This window comes from Ruthenibacterium lactatiformans (genome assembly GCF_000949455.1).
Taxonomy (GTDB): Bacteria; Bacillota; Clostridia; order Oscillospirales; family Ruminococcaceae; genus Ruthenibacterium; species Ruthenibacterium lactatiformans.
The window spans coordinates 72,704-98,398 of record NZ_JXXK01000014.1; the positions used below are offsets into that span (position 1 = coordinate 72,704).

Here is a 25,695-nt window from a genome sequence, read left to right on the forward strand (position 1 = left end):
TCCTCCTCTGCTTTGCGCGGCCGGAGCCTTACAGCACGAACTGAAACAGGCACATGGCGTCCATATAATCCACACAGGTGAAGCGCAGCGTTTTTTCGTCCACCTGTTCCACGCCCGGGTAGAAGCTGCAGCGGTAGGCCGCCCGGTGTTCCTTATAGCGGATGATGATCTCAAACTTCGGAGGCATGGGCACGATGCAGGTACGGTACGCGCCGCTCTCCAGCTGGGCGCGCAGCGTTTCCTCGATACGCTTGACGGCCAGCGCCGGATGCAGGCTGGTGGCAGAGTTTCCGTCCCCCTTATTGACGGGCACCGTGGCGATATCGGGTATCATGCGCCGTGCACTGTCGCACAGCGCCGCATCACCGGAAACAAAGCACACCGGCACGCCGTGATAGCCCGCCATATAGGCGTTGAGCGTGAATTCGCTGGCACGCACGCCGTTGATCTCCACATAATCCACACTGGTGTTCATGGTGTGGGAAAGCGGATTGCCGTCGCAGCAGGCGGCCGCATGATAACCGGTAAAGACTGCCGCGTCCCAATCGCCGTGCTGGATGCCGCTCATCATGCTGTAAACATCGCCCGCCCAGCCCCGGTTGATCTGCACCTCTTCGGGCAGAACAGAGGGGTCGATGTTGCGGGCGGAATCATGAGCGTCCTTTACCAGAATGCGCTCGCCGCCTGCCGCCAGAGCGCCGCGGCAGGCCGCGGCCACCTCCCGGCTCATCTGCTGCTTAAAATAGGCGTAATCCCCGTCCGGCCTGCCCGGCTCGGTCTCGCTCCATGCGGCGATGCCGCAGGTGCCTTCGATATCGCTGGAAATGAACAGATTCATGGCGTTTCTCCTTTTCTTCCTCCTTGGCGTCCGGCGCGCCGCCGGGGGGCGTTTTTTTCATCATAGCACAAAACCGCGGCCGTGCAAATACACGGCCGCTTTGCCTGTTGAAAAATCGTTTGTCCGCCCGGATATGTGGCGGGCGGGCAACCCTCTCTCCGTATTTTCCGCGCGCGGCCTTTACCGCGTGACGTTGCGGATCCAGTTGCCGCCCGCGATGCGGCGCAGACAGAAAAATGCCTTCAGCGGCATGTCGCATTTCAGCACGGCCAGCACCAGCACCGGCGGCGCGCCCAGCCAGAATGCCGCTGCCGCGCCCAGGGGGACCATCGCCCAGATACAGCCTACATCCGTGACAGCCGCGAAACGGGTATCCCCCGCGCCGCGCAGCACACCGCTGATCAGCGGGCAGGTGAACGCCATAAAGAAAATGGCCGCCGCATATACATACATCAATTGGTCGGTCAGTACGCGGGTGCTTTCCTTGATGTCATAAATGCCGATGACCGGCCCCTTCACCGCCAGCAGCAGCGCCGCGCACACCACGCCGATGACGGCGTAGATCTGGATGAGCTTGTTGACACAGGCCCGGGCGTACGGATAATCCCCCCGGCCCACCAGCATGCCCACCAGAACGGCCGAGGCATTGGACACCCCCAGGATGATGCTCGTTGCCATCTGGAACATCACATTGCAAATGCTGTTGGCCGCCACGATATCGCTGCTCATATGCCCCAGGATGACAGAGTGCATGGAAATGGCGACGCTCCACAGCAGCTCGTTGAGCATCACGGGCAAACCGTAGCGCACCAGGTCCCGGGCGAGGCCGCCCGACGGCCACAGCAGCATATGCAGGCGGAAGCGGATCTTCTTTTCCCACACGAGCATATAGGCGATGATCATCACGAACTCCGCCACGCGCGCCAGCACAGTGCCGACGGCGGCACCCGCCACGCCCATGCGCGGCGCGCCGAACTTGCCGAAGATGAACACGTAGTTGAAAAACACGTTCACCGCAAACGACACGCCGTAGATCGCCACCGAGACGTTGACGGTCTCCACGCTGCGCAGCACCACCAGGAATGTGGATGTGACGCCGTAGAAGAAATACGACAGCGACACGATGCGCAGATAGGATGCGCCGGCCTCGATAACGGCGGGCTCGGCGGTGAATATCTGCATCACCGGGCGCGGGAACAAAAACAGCACCAGTGTGAACAGCAGCCCCGCCGCAGCCGAAATGCGCAGCGCCAGGCTGGCGACGCGGCAGATGGAATCCACGTCCTTTTTGCCCCAGTACTGGCTGCACAGCACGATGGCACCGCCCGCCACGCCGAATATGGCTACGGTATAAATAAAGAACACCTGGTTGGCCAGACTGGTGGCAGAGAGCGCCACCTCGCCCAGCCCGCCCAGCATCAGGGTATCCATCAGGTTGACACTGTACGAAATGACATTCTGCAGCGCCACAGGCAGTGTGAGCGCCAGCAGGCTGCGGTAAAACGAGCGCTCTACATGAATTTTCGGATTTTTGGCTTGCACGGGTCTCCTCCTGCCTCTCCCGTGCAAAAGGGCCGCCCGGCAGGGCGGCCCTTTTGCTTTTGGGAGGTAATGAGTGTTTGAGTGCTTGAAGACTCTTTGAACACCGGAAATACCGGCGTATCTATTGTATAACGGTAAGCGCTAATTACCGTTGTACACGTCCGGAACCGTCGCCGCCCGCCAGCTTTTCCACTTCGGGCACGGTGACGAAGTTGTAGTCGCCCTCGATGGAGTGCTTCAGGGCGGAAGCCGCCACCGCGAACTCCACCGCGGCCTGGGTGTCCTTGCCGGACAGCAGGGCGTAGATCAGGCCGCCGCCGAAGCTGTCGCCGCCGCCGATACGGTCGATGATGTGCAGATGATACAGCTTGGAGAAGCAGTACTCATCCTTGGCCACGTTGTAAAGCATGGCGCTCCAGTCGTTGTCAAAGGCAGATTTGCTCTCGCGCAGCGTGATGGCGACCATCTCGAAATTGAATTTGTCCGCCAGCTGTTTGGCCACGCTCTTATAGCCTTCTTTGTTCAGCTCGCCGCCGGTGATGTCGGTGTTCTCGGCCTCGATGCCGAATACGTCTTTGGCATCCTCCTCGTTGGAGATGCACACGTCTACATACTGGCACAGCTCCGTCATGGCGGCGCGGGCTTCGTCGCGTGTCCACAGCTTGCCGCGGTAGTTCAGGTCGCAGCTGATCTTCACGCCATGAGCTTTCGCGGCCTTGCAGGCCTCCTTGCAGATCTCCACCACATTGGCGCCCAGCGCCGGGGTGATGCCGGTGAAGTGGAACCACTCCACGCCCTCAAAAATGGCATCCCAGTCGAAATCAGCCGTAGTCGCCTCGGAAATGGCGGAATGGGCGCGGTCATAAATGCACACGCTGGGACGCTGGGAAGCGCCCTTCTCGTTGAAGTAGATGCCCACACGGTCGCCGCCGCGGGTGATCTTGCTGGTGTCCACACCGTAGCGGCGCAGGCTGTTCACCGCCGCCTGGCCGATGGCGTGGGCGGGCAGCTTGGTGACGTAAGCGGCGTCCAGGCCATAGTTGGCCAAGCTGACGGCCACGTTGGCCTCACCGCCGCCGAAAGTGAATTCCAGGTGGTCGGCCTGGACGAAGCGCTCGTAGTTATAGGGCTGCAGGCGGATCATGAGCTCGCCGAAGGTAACAACTTTCTTTGCCATGAAAAAATACTCTCCTGTCTTTTATATATCTTATCTGCAATTATAAAAACATTGAACCGCAAATGCCGCAGCTCAGGCCGCCTTTTACAGCCTTGCTGTGCAAAGCTGTAAAAAATTACTTCTGCACGAGGTGGACGGCGAAACCGGCGATCTCGTCTTTGAAGTAAATGGCCTTGGGGCTGGCGGTCTCCTCGTTGAACTCGAAGCCGCGGCTCTTGAAATAGGCGATGGCGCGGGGCAGCGTGTTGGTGCCGATGGCGATGTGGCCGTTCTTTCCCAGATACTGCTTTTTCATGATCTCAATGGCCCGGCTGCCGCAGAAGATGCTGCTGTTGCCCTCGGCAACGTCGAAGCCGAACATCAGCTCGAACAGCTTGGCGGCCTTCATGGCTTCCTCGGCGTTCTCGGTGTTGATGCCGATGTGCTTGACCTCGAAGCCAAGCATGGTGTTGACGGCCTCGCGCGTCAGACGCTCGATTTCGTCCCAGTTTTCGGCCTCGATGAGGTCCTTCTTCACCATCCAGGTGCCGCCGCAGGCAACGATCTTGTTAAAGGACAGGTAGTCCAGCAGGTTTTTGGCGTTGACGCCGCCCGTGGGCATCCAGCGCAGGTTTGTGTAAGGGCCGGCCACGGCTTTCAGCTTGGCGACGCCGCCGTTCTGTTCGGCCGGGAAGAATTTCACAACGTCCAGGCCCATGCTCATGGCCTGCTCCATCTCGCCCGGAGTAGCGGTGCCGGGCATCATCAGCATGCCCTTGTCGATGACATATTTGGTGATCTCGGGGTTAAAGCCCGGGCTGACGATGAACTTGACGCCGGCGGCGATGGCTCGGTCCGCCTGCTCCTTCGTCAGCACGGTGCCCGCGCCCACCAGCATTTCAGGTACTTCGGCCACGATGCGCTTGATGGCCTCCTCGGCCGCTGCGGTGCGGAACGTGACCTCGGCCGCGGGCAGGCCGCCTTTGACCAGGGCCTTTGCCAGAGGCACAGCCTTGTCTGCGTCGTCGATGGCGATGACGGGCACGATGCCGATGTCGTAGATTTTCTGAATCACGTCGTTCATAGCAATCTTCTCCTTTTATTCCCGGTGGGGGTGTGTTCCATATTGTGGAACGCCGTTCCACTTTCTTTCTGGCTTCATTATAAACGAACAGGTTTTATTGTCAATGCGATTCTTGCGTTTTTTGCCCAAAAGCGGATATTTCTTGCATCCAAGCGGGGCCGGGGGCTTGCGCTTTGGCGCAAAACAAGTTACAATACAGACGGAAAACCGTTTCGCATTGTGGAACGCAACAAAGAAAAGGGGGTGCTCTTGTGGAAAACAGCAACGGCGGCGTGCAGAGCGTGGCACGCATCTTCGCACTGATCGAAGTCCTGTGCGCACACCCCAAGGGCGCGTCCCTGCAGACCATCAGCGCCGAGAGCGGCCTGCCCAAAAGCACGGCGCACCGGCTGCTCTCCAGCCTTGTATCGCTGGGCTACGCGGTGCAGGACAGTTTCTCCACGCACTATCGGCTGACGATGAAGATGTTCGAGCTGTCCAGCGGCATCGTCAACGATATGGATATCATGTCCGTTGCAAAGCCGCATCTGGACAAGCTTTCCCGCCATACGGGCGAGGCGGTGCATCTGGTTATCCAGGACGGCGTGGACATCGTATACATCTATAAGGCGGAGGCCGGCGCCGGGCTGGGCGGCATGCGCATGTCCAGCCATGTGGGGCTTCGCATCCCCATGTACTGCACAGGCGTGGGCAAGGCCATTTTGGCCACCCAGAGCTACGGCGAGGCCGAACGCGTGTGGCGCAAAAGCAGCATCCGGGCGCTGACAGCGCATACCATCACGGATTTCGACGCATTCATCGAGCAGCTCAAGCGCGTGCGCATGGCGGGCTATGCCATCGACGACGAGGAAAACGAGCTGGGCATCCGCTGTGTGGCGCTGGCGGTGCCGGGCATGAACGGCCGTGCGGAGGCGGCGTTCAGCATCTCGGGCCTTGCCGCGCAGATGACGGACGACCGCATCGAGCATCTGGCGCGTATGGGCCTTGCCGCGCGGCAGGATATTCTGCGCGACCTCGGCTGGAAGTAGATCGCGGCATACAGGCACAAACGGGTGCGGCGCAGAATAAAATTATCATAAACAATCGGCGCAGGGAAAATACCAAAAAAGAAAAAACACGTTCTGAGGCAGCATTTCGCTTCGCTTCAGGGCGTGTTTTTTGTTGTTTATGCTTTTTGCGCGCGGTTTTGCACCGCGCCCGCTTTCTATGCTACTGCGCCAGCCGTGTGAGCACTGCGCCGGGCTGCGTCATCACCAGGTCTCCGCTGTGCATCAGCAGCGTGTCGGCGTCCTGCGCGAAGAAAACATAGGTCTCCTCCGCGCTGGGGCGCGTCAGCGTCAGAACGCCGCTCTCATAGCTCCACGTTCCCAGATACGTCGTCATCCCCTGATACACATTGCACATGAACATAAACGTGCCGTCGGCGTATAGCTCCAAATAGGGATCCTGCTCCCCCTCCGCGCGATCCTGTACGCTGGTAAAATGCCCCGGCCCCAGCGTTTCCGGCGCATCCTCCGGCGGTTCGGACGGCAGGCAGGAGGAGGACGCACCGGAGAAAACGGTCTCCTGCGGCGCAGCGGGGGCGGAAAGCGCGCTTTCCGCCGCACCGGAGGAGGACGCACTGTTCTGTTCCGCCGCGGAGCTGCCCGCGCCGCCGGCACAGCCCGCCAAAAGCGCAAGCGCAAGATACGCCGCCAGCAGCGCCGGCGCGCGCCGGGCCCTTCGTTTTCCCTTTTCCTGTATCATATCTTCAGGCCTCCTGTTCCGCCCTGCCCTTCCCGGGCCTTTTCTGTCCGGTCCATTCCGGAGCCGGGTCCTTTACCGGGCGTTCAGCGCGGCGTCCTGCGCCGCGATCCACGCGCCCACTTCTTTGCCCAGCTTCGCCAGCGTTCCGGGAGCAAACGGGCTGTCCAGCCCGGCCGCCGCCACGAGACCCGGATACGTCTTGCCGCCGGCCTCGCCCACCAGAGCCAGGTACCGCCGCCAGGCGTCCTTTTTGTCGTGCAGAAACGCGGTGAAGAACTGCAGCGCCACCGTTTGGGCCAGGCAGTAGTCGATATAGTAGAACGGCACCTCGTAGATGTGCAGCTGGCGCTGCCAGCCCGCGCCGCGTCCGTAGAAGGGCAGGCCCGCGAAGTCCAGCCAGGGGCGGTATTCGCTTTCCAGCTTTGCCCATACTGCGTTGCGCTCCCCGGGCGTCAGGTCCGGCTCGGCGTACATGATGTGCTGGAATTCGTCCACCATGGTCCCGTATGGCAAAAAGTACATCGCGTCCTCGGCGTGGGCCAGTTCATACCGGGGCGTGTCCGTGCCGAAGAATTTTTCGTGATGCTCCGCCGTAAGGAACTCCATGGACATGGAGTGGATCTCGCAGCTCTCCATGCCGGGCTCCTCCAGAATCATGGGAAGGTCTTTCCGCGCGGCCACCCACGCGGCAAAGGCATGGCCCGCTTCATGCGTCAGTACGTCCACGTCGTCGGACGTGCCGTTGAAGTTGGAGAAAATGAAAGGCGCTTTGTAATCCGCCAGGTAGGTGCAGTAGCCGCCCGGGGCCTTGCCCTCCTTGGAGAGCACGTCGAACAGGCCTCCGTCGAACATTTCGTCAATGAATTCCGCCGTCTCGGGGCTGAGGGCATGGTACATTTCGCGGCCCGCGGCCAGTATTTCTTCCGGCGTGCCGTGGGGCGCGGGGTTTCCGTCCGCAAAGCAGAACGCGTCGTCGTAGAATTTCGGGTCCGCCACGCCGGTGCGGGCATACTGCAGCTTCTTCAGTTCCGCCACCACGGGCACGAAATCTTTTTTGATCTGCGCACGGTAGGCGGCCATGTCCTCCAGCGTGTAGCCGATGCGCCGCATGCGGATGGCGCCCAGGGGGATGAAATTCTCATAACCCAGCTTTCGTGCCTGGGCCGTGCGGTTTTTTACCAGCTTATCGTACAATTCGTCCAGCTCGGCCCGGTGCGCATCAAACCATGCTCCCTCGGCTTCGTAGGCGGCTTTGCGCACGGCTCGGTCCGGGTTTTGCTTGTAAAGGCTCATCTGGCTGACGGTATTTTTTCTGCCGTCAAATTCGATCAGCGCCGAGGCGTACAACTTTTCATAAGCCGTGGTGAGGGCGTTTTCCTCCGCCATCAGCTCCAGAATGGCCGGGTCGGAGGACTTGACGTCCACCTCCATTTTTTCAAAAGTGAGCCTGCCCAGCGCCTGCTCCAGCTGTGTGCGGAACGGCGAGGCCAGCAGCGCGCGGTACACGTCCAGCTGGGCTTCGCCCAGCGCCGGGCTGTTTGCGTCAAAAAATTCCCGCTCGGCTTCGTAAAACGCATCCCGCGTATCCACGGTGTGGCGGATCTCAGCCAGGGTGGACATGGTGGAGATATGGCGGCTCAGCGTCTCAAATTCCCGGAACGCCTCCAGCTGCGCCTGCGCGTCCGGCGCGGCGGCGATGCGCGCGCGCAGCGACGCAAAGGTTTCCCGCGCCGCGTCAAAGTCCGGGCGAGCGTACTGCATCTGTTCAAATTTCATCCAAACAACTCCTTTTTCGCGGCGCACGGGCCGCGCCTTGCATTACAATTGTATCTTATCATAGAGCGGCGGGAAAGAGAATACGCAAAACGCCCGCGCCCTCCAAAAGAACCTGGGCCGGGCCGTCTGCATTTTACGGCTGCGCCGCGGCTCCGGTGCGCGCTTTTTCCATGCGCGCGGCGGGGAGCAGCGGCAAAAGCGCCAGCAGCGTCACCAGCCCCGAAATCAGAAACAGGCTGTTGCCGGGCACCATGCCCGCCACGCCGTTGACAATTTTTTCAACGCCGAAAGCATTGATAACAGGGGTGGCAATGGCCGGGCCGACGATCATGGGCACGCACACAAAGAACAGCTGCTTCACACCCTCGAACTGGCCGCGCTGGTCCTCCGGATACAGGTTTTTGATCCACGCTGTCAGCGCCTGCAGCACCAGGATATACCCCGCGCCGGCGCCGAACACACCGATAAGCAGCGGAACGAACGCCGTGGAAAAGCTGACGCCCAGAAGGCCCAGCAGATTACAGCCCACGGCCGCCGCGATGACCGGCCCGCACTTGCCGCGGTCGATGAAGCGGGCGGCGGGAATGGTGAGCACCGATGCGGCCAGCAGGCCCGCGCCCTGCACCACGCCCGTGAGCGTGTAGTCCATACCCAGGTTGTCGGTAAAGTAAACCGTGATGTACGGGAAATATACGTTGAAGCCGATGAAATACACCATCATCACCAGAAACACCCAGAACAGCTCCCGGTTGCGGCCCACGATCTTATAATCGAACACAGCGGCGAACTGGTGCCAAAAACCCCGTGGGTCCCGGTTGGGGGCGAGGCCCGGCGCATCCCGCAGCGTGAACAGGCACAGCACGCCCACAGCAATGACCATGCCGCCCATGATGGTGAAAAACGCGAAGAAGTCCAGCGCGTCAATGATAATGCCCGACACAATGGCCCCGAAAATGGTGGCGAACACCGGCATCACGGCCAGCGCGCCGCCCACCTTGCCGCGGTTGCCCGCGCTGGAGATATCGGTCGTCCAGGGGTTGAACGCGCCGTCATTGCCCATGCTGCCGAAAAAGCTCATCACCGCGTCCGCCAGCACCACGCAGGTGGCCGCGAGCCACAGCGGATCTTTCGGCAGGAACTCCGTGACGCCGAAGCCGATGGTGAACACGCCCCACAGGATGTACCCGAACGCGATGAACGGGCGGCGCCTGCCCAGCCTGTCGCTTGCAGTGCCGATGAGGAACGTGCAGAAGGTGGACACCACGGCGGAAACGCCCACCATCCACGCCACGATGGACGGGTCCGGCGCGATCTTCCGGTATACAAAGGTATTGAACCAGGAGTTTTCGATGTTCCAGCAGATCTGCCCCGCCATTCCCAGCACCCAGATGAGCGCCCAGTTTTTGCGCGATATCTTTTCCATGCGACTGCCCCGCTTTCCGCAGACAGCGCGGCCGCAAGCGGCCCGCCGCCCAAAATATTTTTCATTCTGCCTGTATTGTATCATGGGGCGCAGCGCTTTGAAAGAAAAAACGCGCGGATACTTGCAATTTTCCTTCCGCCGTCCTATAATAACCCTATCGCAGAGTAGAAGCCTGCGCGTTGGCCTCCAAAAAGGGCCGCAGTGCCGTTCCGACGGGGAGTTGCGGAACGGACGAAAAGCACCGCTTGCGGTGCAGGCTTCGCATCCCGCTGCTGCATGACGAATGCAACACGGGCCTGCCAGGGCCGCCCGGAGCCGCGCGCAAGCGCGCCGCCGTGCGGCTGTGCGCGGGCCTTTTGCCTCCTTTATGCGGCAACGCCAAAATAAAGGAGGTTTTTTCATGTCTGCTTTTCAATCCACATTCGATTCCCTGCGCGGCTTTCCCCGCCGCCTGTCCGACGCCGCCCGCGAGGTGCGGCGCACCGCCAGTCTGGCCGGGGCCGCCATGCTGGCGGCGCTGAGCCTGGTGCTCAACCAGTTTACCATCGCGGTCAGCCAGTTTCTGGAGATCGGCTTTTCCTTTCTGGCCGCAGGAACGTGCGCGTTCCTGTACGGCCCGTGGCTGGCCGGGCTAATGGGCATCGTCACCGACGTGGCGGGCTACTTTTTGCGGCCCAACGGCGGCTTTTTTCCCGGCTTCACGCTCAACGAGTTCCTGCTGGGCTTTTTATACGGCTGCTGGCTGTACAAAAAACCCGTGTCCCTGTGGCGCACGTTCTGCGCCTGCCTGTCCGCGGTGCTCGTCATCAACCTGGTGCTCACGCCGCTGTGGCTGAATATCATGTACGGCAACGCTTTCGTGATTTCCGGCATGCGGCTTATCAAAAATGCCGTTAAGCTGCCTTTGGACACCGCTTTGCTGTATTTTCTGCTGAAAGCTGTGGAAACGCACCGCAAAAAAGCTCTGTAACGCAAAACAGCCTCCTTTCCGCCCCCGCACGCGGCGCACGCCGCGCGCATACCATGGGGCAGAAGGAGGCAATTTTTATGCTTGAAAATAATAATGCAGTCCTCGCCGTAGTCGATCCCGTCTATCCCGGCACCGCTTTGCGGCCCGGCAGCTCCGGCAGCGAAGTCGCGCGGATGCAGACCTATTTGAACGGCCTGCGCGACGCCAAGTACCCCACCCTCAACCGTCTGGTCGTGGACGGACGGTACGGCTCCGCCACCGCCAGCACCGTGATGCAGTATCAGGTGATCAACCGTCTTTCGATGGACGGCGTCATCGGCCACGATACCTGGAACGCCATCGTCAGCGATTACAATGCCACCATCGGCGGCAGCGCCGACACCTATCCCGGCATTCCCCTGCGCCCGGGCGACCGCAGCCAGGATGTGCGCCACATGCAGGGCCGTCTGAACGAAGTTGCACGCATCTACACCGGCATCAACACGCAGACCGTGGACGGCGCGTACGGAAACAATATGACCAACGCCGTGCGCCGCTTCCAGCGCCAGTTCAGCCTTTCCGCCGACGGCATTCTGGGCAAGGATACCTGGAACAAGATCGTCTCCGTGCATAACGCCATGCAGGCGGGCAACCCCACGCACGTTACCACTCAGTATCCCGGCGTACCGCTGCGCGTAGGCTCCACCGGCGATTACGTCCGCTTTGTGCAGAGCTATCTGAACGGCATAAGCGGCCGTCCTCTGCTGACAGTGGACGGAAATTACGGCCAGAACACCACCCGTGCCGTAGGTCTGTTCCAGGCCACCGCCGGCCTGCCGGTAGACGGCGTGGTAGGCAGCGCTACCTGGGCGGCGCTCATCCCCGCATTCAACGCCACGCTGTAAGGCGGCGCTCATCCCGCGCGGCCGTATCGCGCACCCGGCCCGGGAGGCAGACGCCTCCCGGGCCGGGATTCTTTATTGTCCCGCTATAAAAAACTTATCTCAATGGCCGCCGGCCGGGGACGGGCCGCATGGCCCAAAAACAGCCGATGGCCATTTTTATGGAGATTGAGCGCATTGGATGTCCAAGCTGCCGCCGCACTCGAGACAGGGCGTTCAGCCGTACATTCTTTCCAGACAGGAGCCGGCGGACAAAGCTCACTGCCCGCGCGCCTGCGCCAGCAGGGCGCGAAAGGCGGCTTCGTCCAGGATCTCGATTTTTCCCTGGCCGCTTTCGTTCAGAGCGGCGGCCTTTTCCTCCTTGCCGCTGCGCCCGCCCGCGCCCACCAGCGCCGGGTCCTGCGCGCCCGCGACCAGATAATCCGTCTTGCGGGAAACGGCGCTCTTCACATGGGCGCCCAGCTCCGCAACCGCCTGGGCTGCTTCGGCCCGGGGCATCTCCATGTCGCCGGTAAATACGACGGCTTTGCCGTAAAACGGGTTGGAGGGGTCTGCATTCGGGTTTGCCTCCACGTTCTTCAGGGCTGCACTCTTGCGGGCAAAGGCCGCGTAGCGGCTGTTTGCCGCGCCTTCCGCTTTTCCACGCGCGGCTATACCGGCCCGGGACGCGCGCCCTGTCCGTCCCGTCCCCACGGCCTGCCCGGGGACGGACGCCGCCGCGCCATCTCCGCCAAAGGCCGGAGCCTGCATCTCCCGCAAATAATCGTCGCACACAAGATACGTCATGCCGTCCGCCTCCACGGCGACCACCAGCCAGCCGTCCTCTTTGGAACGGTTCTGAAACCCCACAATCTCGCAGGGGCGGGGCGACGCGGTATAGATGCCCTTATACCACAGCTGCCGGGCCTGCGCCGCCGTCAGCGGGCACAGGCCCAGGCATTTGAGCAGGCGCAGCATGTCCTCGGGCGGCAGCGTCTGGTATGCTACCGGGCCCCGGGGCGACTGCCCCCACGCGGGCGACGCATTGCGCGTTGCCCAGCGCAGCAGCCCGCCGTCCGCCAGCCGCTCGTAAAGATACAGCGTGGCCCGCACGTCGGCCAGCGCGTCGTGCGCCTCGAATTCATAGCCGAAAAACGACGCGACGGCGGAAAGACTTCGCTTCTGCCCGCCCATCTGCTGTGCAAAAGCGGCCATTGGGTCCTCCCCCCAGCGCAGCCCGCGGGACGGAATGCCGTAGGCATCCAGGAAGGCTTTTTCAAACCCGTCGTTATAAGCCACCACCCGCCGCGCGCCGGATAAGATCTCCTGCAGGCGCGGCACAAGCGCCTCGAAGGGAGATTTGCCGCACACGTCCTGCGGTGCGATGCCGTTCACCTTCTGCGCGTCGGCCCACGCCGTGTGACGCTGTGGGCGGCAGTATTCGTTCATCAGCACCGCTCCGGTCTCATCCACCACCGCCACCTGCAGCACCTCGTCCTGCCCCGGCACAAGGCCCGTTGTCTCAAAGTCCAGCACTGCCAGTTCCGTCATGCTTCTCCCCCGTTCCGCCTGTTTGTACAAAATCTTCTTACAACTATTATACAGCCGCCGGTTTCATTTGACAAACCGCTCTTTTTCCCTTACCATTATAAGCAGAGCGTTCCCGCCGGGAGCCGCGCGCTGCGCCGCTTTTCCCGGCGGGAACTCCGCATTGACGCCGGGAGGAGGAACGCCGGGATGCCGACAGAAAAAGCCGCGCCGCACAGGGCCAAAAAGGAAAAGAGCCGCGTATACTCGTTCTTCCTGCTTTCGTATACCCTTATTCTGCTCGTCTCTCTGAGCAGTTGTCTGTTTTTCGGAGCGGAGGTCGCCCAGCAGCTGCGCCGGGAGGAGGCCCTCAATAAGCAGGCCCTGCTCACCTCACTGAAAAACGACGTAGAGGAAAACCTGCGTTATGTGGAGGAGCTGGGCAACAGCCTGGTGTTCAACTCCCGGCTGCAGTTCCTTGTGAAGCATCCGTCTGTTTCCTCCGTGCACGACGCGATGGACCAGATGGCCGGGATGGCCGTTTCGCGGGATTTCCTGCTGGATTATTTTCTTTATGTGCGCAGCACCGACGAGGTCGTCACCTCCACGGTGCGGATGAGCGCGGACAAGTTTTTCGATATCATCTACGAATTTACCGATCTCACAGCCCAGGCGCTGCGCGAAGGCACGCTGGCGGAATACCATTTTCAGGATTATCTTCCCGCGGGCGGGCTGCGTCAGTACGATTCCGACACGGTGATCCGCGTCATTCCCTACGTCCAGTCCATCCCCATCAGCAGCAGCGCGCCTCCGCCGGGACAGGTGATGCTCCTGCTGGACAGCGACAAATTCTTTGCGCATGCGCTGTCTCTTCAGTCCGCTACGGGCGGCAGCGTCTATGTGCTGGATGAAACAGGCGCGGCCGTGTACCAAACGCCGGACGCGCCCGGCCTGCCCGCCGGAGTGCTGAACAGCGCGGAGGCCCTGGTGACCGCGGACCATATCTCCTACACACGCTATGTCTCCGAGGAAACGGGCTGGACCTACTTTATCACGTCGCCCGCCAATCTTTATTTTACCGACAACCTTTCCACCATCGGCTTCCTGGGTGGTGTATTTGCCGTATACCTGCTGCTGGGGCTGTTTCTGGTGCGGCGCATCGCCCGGCGCAGCTACCGCCCGGTGAAGGACATTAACGACCTGATTTTACAAAGCGCGCCTGGCGGCGCGGGCGACGACGAATTCGCCGTCATCAAGTCCACGCTGCTCAATCAGATGCGCTCAGGCACCGAGCTGCAGCGCATCATCGAGGCCCAGCGCCCCGCCGTAGTGCGGGACCTGCTGCTCCAGCTCCTGCTGGGGCAGACGCTGGACTGGGACGGCGCGCGCAGCCAGCTGGAAGCCCTTGGCGTGCGTTTCGGCGGCGATGCATATATCGCCGTACTGGCCGAGGCGGACCTGGACAGCGCCTTTTTCCTGGATTCCAATATCCCGCTGGAAAATAACCTTTCCGTGGCCCGGCTCGTGCTGCAGAACGTGGGGTGCGAGCTGTTCGGCGCAAACGCGGCCTGCCAGTATCTGGACCTGGGCCGCGCACAGGGCGTATTCCTGCTTTCGCCGCCTTCAGGAGAGAATGATGCCGCCGCATTGGCGGCGGCATCCCGCCAGGGGGACGCCCTGGCGCGCTTCTGCGCACAGCAGTTTGAGCTTGATATCTTTGTAGGCGTTTCGGCCATGGAGCAGGGGCTGGAGCAGCTTCCCCTTTGCTACGACGAGGCCCGAAAGGCGCTGGAGTACAGCCGCCTGCAGGCCGGAGGCGGCACGGAGCCCGTGCTGTTCACGGCTCTGGACGTTACCCATTCGGACTATTATTATCCGCTGGAGGCCGAACAGCAGCTTCTGCAATATGTGCGCGCCGGAGACGCGGCCAAGGCGCAGGAGGTGCTGGGCCGCATCTTTACCGCAAACTTTGAAACAAAACGTGTGAGCGCGGCTGCCGCGCGCAGCCTGCTGTACCAGCTTGCCGCCACGCTGCAGCGCCTTGCCAACAGTGACGCGCTGGCGCAGGGCGGCGGCGCGGACTTTGACGAACAGCTCGTGGAGCAGGTGGTGAACAGCTCCAGCATCGACTACGCCCGCCGCCGCTTGTCCGAGCATATCGCCCGGCTTGCCGCTGCCCATGAAAACCGCGCCCAAAGCAAAACGGAAAAGCTGGTGGAGCGCATCGCGGCGTACATCGACAACTGCGCGGAATCGGAGTTCCCCGACCTTACCGTTCTTTCGGAAGCGTTCGGCGTGACGCCGCAGTACATCTCCAACGTATTCAAAAAGTACCGGGACGAAAATGTCAAGGATTACATCGCCAGACGCAAGCTGGCCCAGGCCAAAGCGCTGCTGACCGGCACCGACCTGCCGGTGCGGGAGGTTGCCGCACGGCTGGGCTACGCGGGCGAGATCGGCATCATCCGCCTGTTCCGCAAGTACGAGGGCACCACGCCCGGCGATTACCGTGCGCAGCACAAATGAAGCGCAAAAGCGCTTTCTTTCACCGCAGCCGCCGCTTTGTCAGGCAGAACCCTAAAAGCAAACAGCCCGCCTTCTTCCGGAATAGCACATCCGGAGGAAAGCGGGCTGTTTTTTCTCAAGGGCCCGGCCGGAAAACGTCCCGCGGCCGCTTTTGCAGGCAAAGTCGGCTTTCTTCTGCCCCATTCAAATGCCGTCCGCCCAGGGGAAGGCCAACGGCAGCGGCAGCAGCCCGGCGGGAACGGCCTGCGCGCCGGGCACCAGCGGGCTGTCCGGCCCGAACAGCAGACGCGCGGCGTCCAGCGGCGGCAGCACAAGGTCCGGCGCCGCATCCTGCGGCTCCGCGGAGCGCACCCCCTCTGCCCCCGGCCCGAAGCGCAGACGCACCTCATTTTCTACTTCAAGTATAAATTCATTTAAAATCGCCGTATCGTCATAAGCGCGCTGCAGCGCCATTGCGGCGCGGGCCGCAGCCGCCCAATGGAAAACGCGGTAGCTGTGGTTTGGCACACAAACGCCCTGTTCCGCCACAGAGGCAAAATAGGCAAGCTCCGCCCGCTGCCACGGGTAAAGCTGTACACGTACACCGGCAGCTCCCGTATGCTGTGCCAGGGCCGCCGCAAAGGCCGGCAACAGCGCCGCATCCGGCAGCACCAGCTCCTGCAGCCGCGGCGGTTTTCCCTCCGCCAGCGCGCAATAGCCCGCGAACATGCCGTCCTGCAAAACCGCATATGGCTCGGCGCGCCAGCTTTGCAGCACGGTGAGGAACGAGGCGTCCCCGCCCCGGGCGCACGTTACGGGCTGCTTTTCATGCAGTGCCCGGGCGCTCTCCAGCCAGCTGGGGTATTCCGCCAGAGGCGCCAGCGCCACGCCGCCCGTCCGGATATCCCGCACGTTGCGCGGTGTGAGCGTAAACTCCCAGTGCGCGCCCGCGGGTACATACCCGAAGCGCTCGTACCGCTGGCGCTGGCCGCCCAGCATGGCAATGTCACAGCCCGCCGCCTGCATACGCTCCTGCGCGTCCTGCATCAGCAGGGCCAGATGCCCTTTGCCCCGGCTGCGTCCGTCCACGCACACCGTGCCGATGCCTCCCACGCGCAGGGCTGTTCCAGCTATGTTGAAATCCTGTATCTTCAGGCAGTACAGCCCTGCGGGCGCGCCGTCCTCATACAGCACCGTATGCAGCGGCGCGCTGTCGGCGCCCGGCCCGTACAGCTTGGGCAGCAGCGTGGGGAAATCCACCTTCCCCTCCGGCGTGCGGAACGCCTCCTCCGCAAACGCCAAAAGCTCCTGCAGCTGCTCCGGCTGCGCCTGTTCCAGATGAACCATCCAAACGACCCCTTCCCTGTTCTCCTTTTACAAAAGGGGCGCGGACGCCCCTTCAGCCAGTATACCACACCTTTGGCTGAAAAGCCCGTCCGCGCCGTTTCTTTTTTGCTGCGCCGCAGGAAAAAGCCTGGTTATCAGGCCATCACGCTTTTTTCAAAATCCGCCACATCCACGGTGCGGCCTGTCAGGCGGGATTCCTCCGCCGCAAAGGCCATCACATGGCTGTGGACGGACTGGGCGATGGTGTTCGTATTCTCGCGTTCGCCCTTCAGGATGGAGACAAATTCTTCCATAATACCCTCGTCGCCGCCGGAGTGGCCCGTGCTGCCGGGCTTGACGGTGTATACCGCAGTGGTGCCCGTTCGCACGCCCGCGCCGAACTGCGTCACCTCAATGACGTTGTTGTCCATGGAAGCGCGGATCTCGCCTCTGGTGCCCATAAATTTGACGGTGCGGTCGCATGCGTCGGAAAACGCGCACATCGTGAACGCCACGGTGGTGCCGTTTTCAAACAGGAGGCTGGCCACCTGATGATCCACCACATCGTTGTCGTTGTGGAACACGCACTTGCCGTAGGGGCCTTCCTCCAGCGCCTTTTTGCGCGCCTCATAGCTCTGGTCCGGCCCCAGGGCCGTCAGCGCGGTGGGCCAGGGCGTATTGTCGTCCAGGTACAGCGCGGGCGCGTAGTATGGGCAGGAGCCGCTGTGCGGGCAGCCGTCGGTGCAGCGGGCGGGGCTGCCCGCGGGGGCATTCTCCTCCCGGAAATAGCGCAGGTCGCCAAAGCTGGAGACCGTTCTGCACCGGCTGCCCAGCAGCCAGGAAAGGATATCCATATCGTGGCAGCATTTTGCCAGGATCATGGGGCTGGAATCCGCCGTCTTATGCCAGTTGCCGCGTACATAGCTGTGCGCGTAGTGCCAGTAGGCCACGTTCTCGGTATGGGTGACGTGCACCACGTCGCCGATGACGCCGGAGTCGATCAGCTCCTTGAGCTTGCGGTAGAATTTGGTATAGCGCATCACATGGCAGACCATGATCTGCGTGCCCTTTTCCTCGGCGCGGCGCTGCAGGTCCAGGCATTCGCGCACACTGGGCGAGATGGGCTTTTCCAGCAGGATGCTGTACCCCAGGTCGATGGCCTGGCAGGCATACGCATAGTGCTGGCTGTCCTGGGTGCAGATGAGCACCGCGTCCGCCATGCGCGGCCGGGCGAAAAACTGCTCCGCCGTCTCGAACACGCCTTCGGCGGGCACATGGTAATCCTGGACGAATTTTTCCCGGCGGCCCTTATGCGGGTCCGCCACCGCCACGAACTCAATTTCGTAGCCGTGCATTTTTGCGTAAGGCGCATAGCAGTATTGGCCGCGCTCTCCCGCGCCCACCAGCGCCAGCTTCAGTTTCTGTTTCATTTCCTGTTCCTCCCTTGCTGCGGGCGCGCACGGCGGCCCGCCTTTCCCGTGCGGCGCGCTTTAATACGCCGACATTTTCGCCGCATAACTGCGGCTGATCTCGCAGCTCATGGGCTGCCCTGCCAGAAAGCGCCGGATATCCTGCGTCACGCTGCGGGTGACGGCCAGACGGCGGTCCACCGTGGGGCCTCCCATGTGGGGCATCAGCAGCACATTTGGCAGCTTTTCCAGCGGATGGCCCGCGGGCAGCGGCTCGGTCTCGTACACGTCCAGCGCGGCGGAAAGGTCCGGCCGTGCGGCCAGCACCTCGCACAGCGCCGGCTCGTCGATGACTGCGCCCCGCGCCGTATTGATAAGCAGCGCGCCGGGCTTCATGCTCTGCAGCAGCTCCCGCGTGACAAGATGGTGGTTTTCCGGCGTCATGCCGCTGTGGATGGAAATGATGTCGCAGGTGGCGAACAGTTCCTCCAGCTCGGCTTTTTCCATGTGGCAGCGGTCCAGCTCGTCCTGGCCGATGTGCCGGGAAAACACCTTGATGGGACAGTGGAACGGCGCCAGCATGCCCACCACATAGCGGGCGATCATGCCGTAGCCCACAATGCCCACGCTGCGGTCCAGCAGGCCGCGGTTCGCAAAGCTCTCCGGCCATATGCCGCCGGCCAGGTTCACAGAGTGATAGGGGATCTGCCGCAGGCTGGCCAGCGCATAGGCCACCACGCTTTCGGCCACGGACTCCGCAAACACCTCGTTGCCGCTCACCACACGGATGCCCCGGCCATACACCGCGTCCGTCACATAGGGCTTGACGGAGCCTCCCGTGTGGGCAATGAGCCGCAGGCGGTCCGCCTGCACCAGCACCGCTTCATCAAAGACCGGGGTTCCCCAGCCTGTGACGCAGATATCCATGCCGCGTACGGCCGCGCCCAGCTCGTCCTGGGTGTACTGGCGGCCCAGCGTGTTCCAGTGTACCGTGCCGATGTGCTCCAGCGCAGCCATGGCGTCGGCGTCAAAAAAGGTCCTGAATACCGCATGCTGCGGCATCGTAACCAGAATATGGATGTCGTTCATTCTGTTCCCTCCGCTTGCTGCGGGCCGCCGGGGCCCGTCAGATTGTCTCGCAGGATCAGCGGCGTGCCGGGCGCGACGGCTGCCTCGCCCGTCCGCACCACTTCGATCCCGCCCCGGAACCAGCAGCCCTCCACGATCGCGGGCCGCTTTGCGCGACGGCTGCGCTGGGTCAAAACCAGCTTTTCAGCCGTGCAGCCGCGCATCTGCAGGCCGTCCGCGTTCAGCAGAAACGTGCCGCAGGGGCCGTAGCCCTCCGTATTCACACCGTCGTAGGCGCCTGTGCGGCAGACGGCGACGTCCTGCAGGGTAAGATCGCTGACCTTTGCGAAGCCGATGCCCCAGAAGCCCGTGTGCCGCACCACTGTGATGCGCTTTGCACTGCTGCCCCAGGTGGGACCGCTGTTGGCGAAGCTGAGCAGGCCGGAATTGCCCACATAGGTAAGGTCGTGCTCGAACTGACCGTGGGTGACGTAGGCCCCGTGAAAATCGCCGTCGCCGTGACAGTTCTCCACCATGCAGTATGCGCTGCCCGTAAAATCGTTCAGGTGGCGCGCGTTGGATGTGGTGCAATCCCGCACCTTGCCGTACAGACAGTGGATCTGCTGCGTCAGATATCCGGTGCCGCCCACCACCACCTCTATGGGATTGGCCAGACTGCACCGTTCGGTGACGTATTCGGTGTTGTGGCGGCGCAGCAGCACAGGCCAGTAGGTATGCCGCGCCCGCACGTCCCGCACATCGCACCGCACCGCGTACTCAAAGGCCAACGGCTGCGCGCCCGTCTCCTCGCCGCCCTCGTTGCCCCGGAATTCCATATCCTGCACGCAGACGCGCTCAATGGGTTCAACGCGCCGCCAGGTCATCACACGCCCGGCGTCCAGCGGCCATCCCATCTTATAGTTAACGCGCACATGGCTTTCGTCGATGCGCTCGGTGACGCACAGCAGCTTGTCGATCTCTTTTTCCTCACGGCCCGCGAGGCTGTTGACGCTCACCTGCCACCAGGAATACAGCGGGATGCCGCCCGCGCCGGGCACCTCGAACACATCATACAGCTCGCGCATGGGCTGCGCCAGCGGAAAAGTACGCACGTCATCCCCCGGCACGCCCGTAAAGTGAAACAGCGCGCCGAAGGGATCGTTGTGCTTTGCGTGCTCCACGCCCTGTGCCGTTACTGTGTGGCCGGTGAAATCCAGCGTGACGTGCCCGCGTGTGAACATGTGGCGGCGTGTGAAATTCACATCTGTGCCGAATACGATGCGCGTTACGCTCCCGTCCGCCATCAGCGCGTCCAGCGCGTCGTCTGCCGGGACGTCCGGGCCGAATACGCCGAAGCAGCGCGCATCCACCGTTCCGCTGTGACACAAAAGCCAGCGGCCCGCGGCGGGCATGCCCGCGGGTGCAAGCACCGTGCCGCCGTTTGGCCCGGCTGTGCTGTTGGGGTCCCAGCGGTACAGCCAGCTGCCGTCGCCGGGTACAAGGCGGCCCAGCACCTGGGCCACGTCGCCCGCATGCAGTGTAGCTGCGGGCAGCTCCAGCAGGCGCGCCGCGGTCTCCACCGTATGGATCATTGTGGTTTTCCCTCTTTCTTTGCCATTGGCCTTTAAAAAAGGCCGGGGGGCTGTTTCCCCCTTGGGAAGCCCCCCGGCCGGGTGCGTACAAAACTTATTGGATGGCTTCGTTCCAGCGGGCCAGAGCCGCTTCCTTGATCTCCGTCAGCTCGGCAAGGCCGATCTTCTCGAGGGAAGCAAGATAGTCCTCCCAGCCGGATTCAATGTCGGTATCACCGACGATAAATTTCGTTGTCATCATCAACACCTGCGTATACAGATCGTTTTCAATGACATTGCCGCGCTCGGATTCCTCGGCGGTAAAGCGCGCGTTCTGGGGATATGCATTCTTGATGTTATAGTACGGAGCCTGCATCTCTGCAACCTGCTCGCACTTCATCTCCATCAGCGGGCTTCCGGCAGGCATCGCATTGAATTCCAGCAGGCCGGGCAGCTCCATGTTCACAGACACCGTTTTGTTGATATCACTGAAGCCGGTGATGGGGTCGATCCAGGAATAGGCCGTCTTGGTATCATCGGTGTATTCCCAATGCTCGCCTTCCCAGCCCACAAATGTCGTCAGGCCGCTGAAGCCTTCCACTGCGTCTTCCTCGGTGGCATAGAACATATCCAGCAGACGGATGGCTGCCACAGGGTCGGAGCATTTGTCGGTGATGAACGCACGGCCCGGATACATGTAAAGCGGCTGTTTGACGACCTTTTCGTCATTGGTGGCGCTGGTGAGCGGCGGCAGGCTGAGCTGCTGCGCGGTGGTGGAGGGGTCCAGCGTGGTGGGGCTGCCGCTGTAAATGCCGCACTGGTCAGCCTTTACCTTAGCCTGCCACTGCTGTGCCGTCTGGGTGGAGAACTCGGGGTCCAGCAGACCTTCGCTGTACAGCTTGTTGGCATATTTCAGGAATTCCTTGTACTCCTCGGTGGCCGGGGCATACACGACCTTGCCTTCGTCGTCCAGGTTAAAGCTCAGGCCGTCGGGCAGGCCCGTAAAGGCCGGAATGAGCAGGTCGCGGATGGTGGTGGTGAGGCCCACGCAGGTGAAGGGGATCTCATCGCTGGGGTCGCCGTTGCCGTTTGCGTCCTGTTCTTTAAAAGCGACCAGCATATCGTACAGCTCATCGGTGGTCTCAGGCACTTTATCAACGCCCACATTTTTCATCCATTCTTCACTGAAAAACGCAGTGTGGCCCTGTACGGTGGCCGTGTGGAACACATACGGCAGGCCGTAGATCTTGCCGTCCATGCTCGTCATGGCCGCTTTGACGTCGGGATATTTTTCCATCATGGCCTTGATGTTGGGCGCGTACTGGTCGATGAGGTCCGTCAGGTCCAGAAAAATCCCCTGCGGGCCGTAGGTCTCCTCGTCGGTAACGGCCATATTGGCGTCGGTCGCACTCTTATCGCGCAGGATGATGTCGCCGTACTCGCCGCCCACCAGCGCAATGTTTTTCTGTTCGGGCCAGGTGCTGGTCTCGGACACTTCAAACTCAAAGTTGATGTTGGTGATCTCGGACAAGCGCTGGAATACTTCCAACTCGCTCCAGTCCGGAGCGCCGGGGTCTTTTGCACCCATGATCTTAAAGGTGATCGGCTCGTTTACAATTGGATACTCACCCACGGGAGTAACGTTGCCCGTCCCCTCCGCCGAAGCGGAGCCGGACGCCGCCGAACCGGATACGGCCGCGCTGGACGACGAACCGCCGCCGCAGGCCGCCAGCATGCTGACGCACAGCACGCCGGACATTGCAAGGGATGCCAGTTTTTTCAGTTTCATATTGCTTCCTCCTGTTTTAATAATTGTATCACGTGCGGAGCGGCAAGGGAATCATCCCTTTACCGCGCCCACTGTTACACCTTTGACAAAATGCTTCTGCACAAACGGATAAATGCACATGACCGGTACCGAGGCCACAACGATGAGCGCATATTTGATCTGCTCGGCGATGCGCTGTTCCTGCGCCGCCAGCACGCCCGTATCCCCGCCTTGCTGGAGCATCTGGGCGTTAAATTCGCTGCGCATCAGTATCTCGCGCATAACGATCTGCAGCGGCTGCCAGTCTTTGTCGCGCACGTAGATCATCGCCGTAAAATAACCGTTCCAGTGTGTCACCGCAAAGAACAGCGCCATGACGGCTATGATAGCCGTGGAAAGCGGCAGCACGATGCTGAAAAAGAAGCGCGTATTGGAACAACCGTCGATCTCGGCAGCCTCCCGCAGCTCGTTTGGGATATTGGTTTCAAAAAAGGTCCGGCTGATGATGATGTTCGTCATGCTGGTGGCGCCCAGAATGACCATGACCCATGGATTGTTGTACAGCCCCAGGCTTTTCACCGTCAGGAAGGTGGGAATCAGGCCGCCGGAGAAAAACATCGTGAACAGGAACATCAGCGTGAAAAACTTGCGGCCTACAAAATCCCGGCGGGAAAGCGCGTAAGCAGCGGGCAGCGTAACGGCAAGGTTGATGAGCGTCCCGCCTGTGGTATAAATCAGCGTATTGACATAACCGCGCATCACGCCGTCGTCGGCGAACAGGCTCTTATAGCCGTCAAAGGAAATATCCTTGGGCCAGAACCATACCTGGCCGCCGTTGACAAGATCCGGGTTGCTGATAGACGCGATGATGATGAACCACAACGGATACAGACAGATCAGGAACACGCATGCAAGCAGGAAATAGTTGATGAAATTGAATATCTTGTCGCTTCTTGTCTCTTTAATAACCATTGCAGGCGCCTCCTTACCACAAAGATGTTTCGCTGATCTTGCGGGAGACTTTGTTCACCGTCACAAGCAAAATCAAGTTGATGATATTGTTGAACAGGCCCACGGCGGCCGACAGGCTGTACTGGGCGCGTTGAATGCCCAGCTTGTAAACATAAGTGGAGATGACCTCCGACACCGCAGTGTTGCTGTCTGTCTGCATGAGCAGTACCTTTTCAAAGGAAAGGTTCATGATGCCGCCCACGGCCATGATCAGCATGATGACGATGGTGGGCATAATGGCCGGCAGATTGATGTGGATGATACGCTGCAGCCGTGTAGCGCCGTCGATGGTGGCCGCCTCGTGCAGGTCCGGCGAAACGCCCGCCAGCGCGGCGATGTAGATGACCGCGCCGTAACCCGTGGCCTGCCACACGCCGCTCCAAACATACAAATCGTTGAACAGCGCATCTTTCATCAGGAACATCTGCGGCTCCGCTCCAAACAGCGCGCCGATATTGTTGGCAAGACCGTTGTAGGAAAAGAACAGATTGATCATGCCGACGAGCACCACGGTGGACACAAAGTATGGCATATAAGTAATGTTCTGCACAGCCTTTTTGAACCGGGTATTCTTCACCTCGTTGATCATCAGTGCCAGAAGAATGGGCATCGGGAAACTGATGGCGAGATAATACAGAGAAAGCCCGATCGTATTCCGCAGAATCTCCCAGAAGTTCACCGAACTGAAAAACGTAATGAAATGCTTGAACAGCGGGTCTGCCCATTCACTGCCCAAAAAACCCTTGTTGGCGACAAAATCCTTGAAAGCGATCTGCACACCGTACATCGGTACATAGGCAAAAATCAGGAAATACAAAAATGCCGGCAGAATAAAAAGATACAGCACCTTATTGCGCTTCATCAAAATCCAGTTTACATTTTTACCGGTGGCCGTCCGCCGCCCGGGCATCCGCAGCTGAATTTTCCGGCGTGTCTTTACTTCAGTCTCCATGAGTTGGGTCGTTCCTCCTTTGCTTGTGCCGCCCAGCCTCTTTGCCGGCGCGGCCGTTCCCGCTTTTCTTATATTAGGTTTATATATAAGCTGCGGGGCAGCCTCCGGGCTGTGGCGCGGCCCGAGAGGCGTTCGGCGCGGCGTTCTGTGGTGTTCCCGCCGCGGTTCCTTGCTCTGTTTTCAGCATATCATCCGTCCGGGGCCGGGTAAATTGCCAGAAATTAAGCCCCCGCAATCAAAATTAAAGATACCGCGCAGGCGCGGCAAAACGCCGCGCTATCATTTTTTAAACCGGCTTTCAAAAATTACACTTTTCTCCGCTCCGGGCGGCCTGTAAAATAGAAACCGCATTCTTAAAAAATGTCACTTTACGCCGCAGCCTCGGTCCTGCATAATAAAAGCAGGTCCCGCACCGCGTCCTTTCGCCGGCGGTGCGGGCGGCTGTGGCGGCCTTGCGCGGAAAACGACTTTTCCAAATACAGGAGGAACGACGGAAATGTGGACGGAAGAAAGACTGAACAAAATGCTGACGACGCCGAGCGAGGCGCTGAGCGTGGAGCTGGGAAGGTTGGAGGGAGACATCCTGGTGCTGGGCGCGGGCGGAAAAATGGGGCCGACGCTGTGCGTTCTGGCAAAGAACGCGCTGCGGGCGGCGGGAGTGGAAAAGCGAGTCATCGCGGTGTCGCGCTTCAGCGACCCGCTGGTGGTGGAGCTGCTGCGGGAGAACGGGGTGGAGATGATCAGCGCGGACCTGCTGGCGCCCGGCGCGCTGGACAGCCTGCCGGACGCGGAGAACGTCATCTACATGGCGGGCAAAAAGTTCGGCACGGACGGCAATGAATACGCCACCTGGGCGATGAACACCTGGCTGCCCAGCCGGGTGGCCGAGCGGTACCAAAACAGCCGCATCGTGGTGTTCTCCAGCGGGAACCTGTACCCGAAGGTGGGTGTGCACAGCGGGGGTGCCACGGAGGAGACGCGGACGGAGCCGGTGGGCGAGTACTGCATGTCCTGCCAGGGGCGCGAGCGGATGTTCGAGTACGCGGCAAAGACCTACGGCACGCGGGTGGCGGTTTACCGTTTGAACTACGCGGTGGACCTGCGGTACGGCGTGCTGTACGATATGGCCCACAACATCCTGGAGGGAAAACCCATCAGCATCG

20 protein-coding genes and 1 riboswitch are annotated in these 25,695 nt (G+C 61.1%); of the genes, 5 read left to right on the top strand and 15 right to left on the bottom strand.

Annotation, left to right across the window (positions count from 1 at the left end):
* Nucleotides 1-28 precede the first annotated feature (28 nt).
* The 4 genes from TQ39_RS10875 to TQ39_RS10890 form a co-directional block, all read right to left on the bottom strand.
* Nucleotides 29-838 (bottom strand): M55 family metallopeptidase, encoded by an 810-nt coding sequence (locus tag TQ39_RS10875; protein WP_009323798.1) that lies wholly within the window; start codon nucleotides 836-838, stop codon nucleotides 29-31.
* 180 nt (nucleotides 839-1,018) lie between these two features.
* Nucleotides 1,019-2,380 (bottom strand): MATE family efflux transporter, encoded by a 1,362-nt coding sequence (locus tag TQ39_RS10880; RefSeq protein WP_050005529.1) that lies wholly within the window; start codon nucleotides 2,378-2,380, stop codon nucleotides 1,019-1,021.
* A 145-nt stretch (nucleotides 2,381-2,525) separates the two neighbouring features.
* On the bottom strand, nucleotides 2,526-3,557 hold the full coding sequence (locus tag TQ39_RS10885) for a sugar kinase (RefSeq protein WP_009323793.1): 1,032 nt from the start codon (nucleotides 3,555-3,557) through the stop codon (nucleotides 2,526-2,528).
* A gap of 115 nt (nucleotides 3,558-3,672) precedes the next feature.
* Nucleotides 3,673-4,620 carry a bifunctional 4-hydroxy-2-oxoglutarate aldolase/2-dehydro-3-deoxy-phosphogluconate aldolase gene (locus TQ39_RS10890; protein ID WP_050005530.1) on the bottom strand — a complete coding sequence of 316 codons (948 nt, stop codon included), beginning with the start codon at nucleotides 4,618-4,620 and terminating at the stop codon, nucleotides 3,673-3,675.
* 251 nt (nucleotides 4,621-4,871) lie between these two features.
* Between TQ39_RS10890 and TQ39_RS10895 the strand changes: the two genes are divergently transcribed.
* On the top strand, nucleotides 4,872-5,648 hold the full coding sequence (locus TQ39_RS10895) for an IclR family transcriptional regulator (protein WP_009323789.1): 777 nt from the start codon (nucleotides 4,872-4,874) through the stop codon (nucleotides 5,646-5,648).
* Between the two features lie 181 nt (nucleotides 5,649-5,829).
* Here TQ39_RS10895 and TQ39_RS10900 read toward each other — a convergent pair whose 3' ends face one another.
* From TQ39_RS10900 to TQ39_RS10910, 3 genes are all read right to left on the bottom strand, one after another.
* On the bottom strand, nucleotides 5,830-6,366 hold the full coding sequence (locus TQ39_RS10900) for a hypothetical protein (protein ID WP_050005531.1): 537 nt from the start codon (nucleotides 6,364-6,366) through the stop codon (nucleotides 5,830-5,832).
* A gap of 72 nt (nucleotides 6,367-6,438) precedes the next feature.
* On the bottom strand, nucleotides 6,439-8,142 hold the full coding sequence (locus tag TQ39_RS10905) for a M3 family oligoendopeptidase (RefSeq protein ID WP_050005532.1): 1,704 nt from the start codon (nucleotides 8,140-8,142) through the stop codon (nucleotides 6,439-6,441).
* 133 nt (nucleotides 8,143-8,275) lie between these two features.
* Nucleotides 8,276-9,565 carry an MFS transporter gene (locus TQ39_RS10910; RefSeq protein ID WP_009323784.1) on the bottom strand — a complete coding sequence of 430 codons (1,290 nt, stop codon included), beginning with the start codon at nucleotides 9,563-9,565 and terminating at the stop codon, nucleotides 8,276-8,278.
* 158 nt (nucleotides 9,566-9,723) lie between these two features.
* A riboswitch (THF riboswitch) is annotated at nucleotides 9,724-9,839 on the top strand.
* A 126-nt stretch (nucleotides 9,840-9,965) separates the two neighbouring features.
* Between TQ39_RS10910 and TQ39_RS10915 the strand changes: the two genes are divergently transcribed.
* Nucleotides 9,966-10,535 carry a folate family ECF transporter S component gene (locus TQ39_RS10915; protein ID WP_009323782.1) on the top strand — a complete coding sequence of 190 codons (570 nt, stop codon included), beginning with the start codon at nucleotides 9,966-9,968 and terminating at the stop codon, nucleotides 10,533-10,535.
* A gap of 77 nt (nucleotides 10,536-10,612) precedes the next feature.
* Complete coding sequence (locus tag TQ39_RS10920) at nucleotides 10,613-11,419, top strand: peptidoglycan-binding domain-containing protein (protein WP_009323779.1); 807 nt, start codon at nucleotides 10,613-10,615, stop codon at nucleotides 11,417-11,419.
* A gap of 255 nt (nucleotides 11,420-11,674) precedes the next feature.
* Here the strand turns inward: TQ39_RS10920 and TQ39_RS10925 are convergent, their stop codons facing one another.
* On the bottom strand, nucleotides 11,675-12,946 hold the full coding sequence (locus TQ39_RS10925) for an exonuclease domain-containing protein (RefSeq protein WP_050005533.1): 1,272 nt from the start codon (nucleotides 12,944-12,946) through the stop codon (nucleotides 11,675-11,677).
* Nucleotides 12,947-13,132: 186 nt separating this feature from the next.
* Between TQ39_RS10925 and TQ39_RS10930 the strand changes: the two genes are divergently transcribed.
* Nucleotides 13,133-15,448 (top strand): helix-turn-helix domain-containing protein, encoded by a 2,316-nt coding sequence (locus TQ39_RS10930; RefSeq protein ID WP_050005534.1) that lies wholly within the window; start codon nucleotides 13,133-13,135, stop codon nucleotides 15,446-15,448.
* A gap of 183 nt (nucleotides 15,449-15,631) precedes the next feature.
* On the opposite strand, the gene TQ39_RS10935 is transcribed toward TQ39_RS10930, so the two are convergent.
* From TQ39_RS10935 to TQ39_RS10965, 7 genes are all read right to left on the bottom strand, one after another.
* Nucleotides 15,632-16,774, bottom strand: a complete 1,143-nt coding sequence (locus TQ39_RS10935) for a GNAT family N-acetyltransferase (RefSeq protein ID WP_050005535.1) — start codon at nucleotides 16,772-16,774, stop codon at nucleotides 15,632-15,634.
* A 134-nt stretch (nucleotides 16,775-16,908) separates the two neighbouring features.
* Nucleotides 16,909-18,183, bottom strand: coding sequence for a Gfo/Idh/MocA family protein (locus tag TQ39_RS10940; RefSeq protein WP_009323772.1), 1,275 nt, complete (start codon nucleotides 18,181-18,183; stop codon nucleotides 16,909-16,911).
* A 60-nt stretch (nucleotides 18,184-18,243) separates the two neighbouring features.
* Entirely contained in the window at nucleotides 18,244-19,251 is a 1,008-nt protein-coding gene (locus TQ39_RS10945) for a hydroxyacid dehydrogenase (protein ID WP_050005536.1), read from the bottom strand.
* Nucleotides 19,248-20,822, bottom strand: coding sequence for a hypothetical protein (locus tag TQ39_RS10950; RefSeq protein WP_050005537.1), 1,575 nt, complete (start codon nucleotides 20,820-20,822; stop codon nucleotides 19,248-19,250). The genes TQ39_RS10945 and TQ39_RS10950 overlap by 4 nt, the downstream gene beginning before the upstream one ends.
* Before the next feature lie 94 nt (nucleotides 20,823-20,916).
* Nucleotides 20,917-22,590, bottom strand: coding sequence for a type 2 periplasmic-binding domain-containing protein (locus TQ39_RS10955; RefSeq protein ID WP_050005538.1), 1,674 nt, complete (start codon nucleotides 22,588-22,590; stop codon nucleotides 20,917-20,919).
* 51 nt (nucleotides 22,591-22,641) lie between these two features.
* Nucleotides 22,642-23,541 (bottom strand): carbohydrate ABC transporter permease, encoded by a 900-nt coding sequence (locus tag TQ39_RS10960; RefSeq protein WP_009323764.1) that lies wholly within the window; start codon nucleotides 23,539-23,541, stop codon nucleotides 22,642-22,644.
* Between the two features lie 13 nt (nucleotides 23,542-23,554).
* Nucleotides 23,555-24,532, bottom strand: a complete 978-nt coding sequence (locus tag TQ39_RS10965) for an ABC transporter permease (protein WP_009323762.1) — start codon at nucleotides 24,530-24,532, stop codon at nucleotides 23,555-23,557.
* Between the two features lie 496 nt (nucleotides 24,533-25,028).
* Here TQ39_RS10965 and TQ39_RS10970 point away from each other — a divergent pair.
* A partial coding sequence (locus tag TQ39_RS10970) for an NAD-dependent epimerase/dehydratase family protein (RefSeq protein ID WP_050005312.1) occupies nucleotides 25,029-25,695 on the top strand: 667 nt, incomplete at its 3' end.

What these genes read in the sequence shown, in the direction of transcription:
- TQ39_RS10875 (WP_009323798.1), bottom strand. Translation starts at nt 838, where the DNA reads ATGAATCTGTTCATTTCCAGCGATATCGAAGGCACCTGCGGCATCGCC.
- TQ39_RS10920 (WP_009323779.1), top strand. Translation starts at nt 10,613, where the DNA reads ATGCTTGAAAATAATAATGCAGTCCTCGCCGTAGTCGATCCCGTCTAT.
- TQ39_RS10960 (WP_009323764.1), bottom strand. Translation starts at nt 23,541, where the DNA reads ATGGTTATTAAAGAGACAAGAAGCGACAAGATATTCAATTTCATCAAC.
- TQ39_RS10910 (WP_009323784.1), bottom strand. Translation starts at nt 9,565, where the DNA reads ATGGAAAAGATATCGCGCAAAAACTGGGCGCTCATCTGGGTGCTGGGA.
- TQ39_RS10885 (WP_009323793.1), bottom strand. Translation starts at nt 3,557, where the DNA reads ATGGCAAAGAAAGTTGTTACCTTCGGCGAGCTCATGATCCGCCTGCAG.
- TQ39_RS10940 (WP_009323772.1), bottom strand. Translation starts at nt 18,183, where the DNA reads ATGAAACAGAAACTGAAGCTGGCGCTGGTGGGCGCGGGAGAGCGCGGC.
- TQ39_RS10890 (WP_050005530.1), bottom strand. Translation starts at nt 4,620, where the DNA reads ATGAACGACGTGATTCAGAAAATCTACGACATCGGCATCGTGCCCGTC.
- TQ39_RS10965 (WP_009323762.1), bottom strand. Translation starts at nt 24,532, where the DNA reads ATGGAGACTGAAGTAAAGACACGCCGGAAAATTCAGCTGCGGATGCCC.
- TQ39_RS10935 (WP_050005535.1), bottom strand. Translation starts at nt 16,774, where the DNA reads ATGGTTCATCTGGAACAGGCGCAGCCGGAGCAGCTGCAGGAGCTTTTG.
- TQ39_RS10905 (WP_050005532.1), bottom strand. Translation starts at nt 8,142, where the DNA reads ATGAAATTTGAACAGATGCAGTACGCTCGCCCGGACTTTGACGCGGCG.
- TQ39_RS10950 (WP_050005537.1), bottom strand. Translation starts at nt 20,822, where the DNA reads ATGATCCATACGGTGGAGACCGCGGCGCGCCTGCTGGAGCTGCCCGCA.
- TQ39_RS10915 (WP_009323782.1), top strand. Translation starts at nt 9,966, where the DNA reads ATGTCTGCTTTTCAATCCACATTCGATTCCCTGCGCGGCTTTCCCCGC.
- TQ39_RS10945 (WP_050005536.1), bottom strand. Translation starts at nt 19,251, where the DNA reads ATGAACGACATCCATATTCTGGTTACGATGCCGCAGCATGCGGTATTC.
- TQ39_RS10925 (WP_050005533.1), bottom strand. Translation starts at nt 12,946, where the DNA reads ATGACGGAACTGGCAGTGCTGGACTTTGAGACAACGGGCCTTGTGCCG.
- TQ39_RS10955 (WP_050005538.1), bottom strand. Translation starts at nt 22,590, where the DNA reads ATGAAACTGAAAAAACTGGCATCCCTTGCAATGTCCGGCGTGCTGTGC.
- TQ39_RS10900 (WP_050005531.1), bottom strand. Translation starts at nt 6,366, where the DNA reads ATGATACAGGAAAAGGGAAAACGAAGGGCCCGGCGCGCGCCGGCGCTG.
- TQ39_RS10930 (WP_050005534.1), top strand. Translation starts at nt 13,133, where the DNA reads ATGCCGACAGAAAAAGCCGCGCCGCACAGGGCCAAAAAGGAAAAGAGC.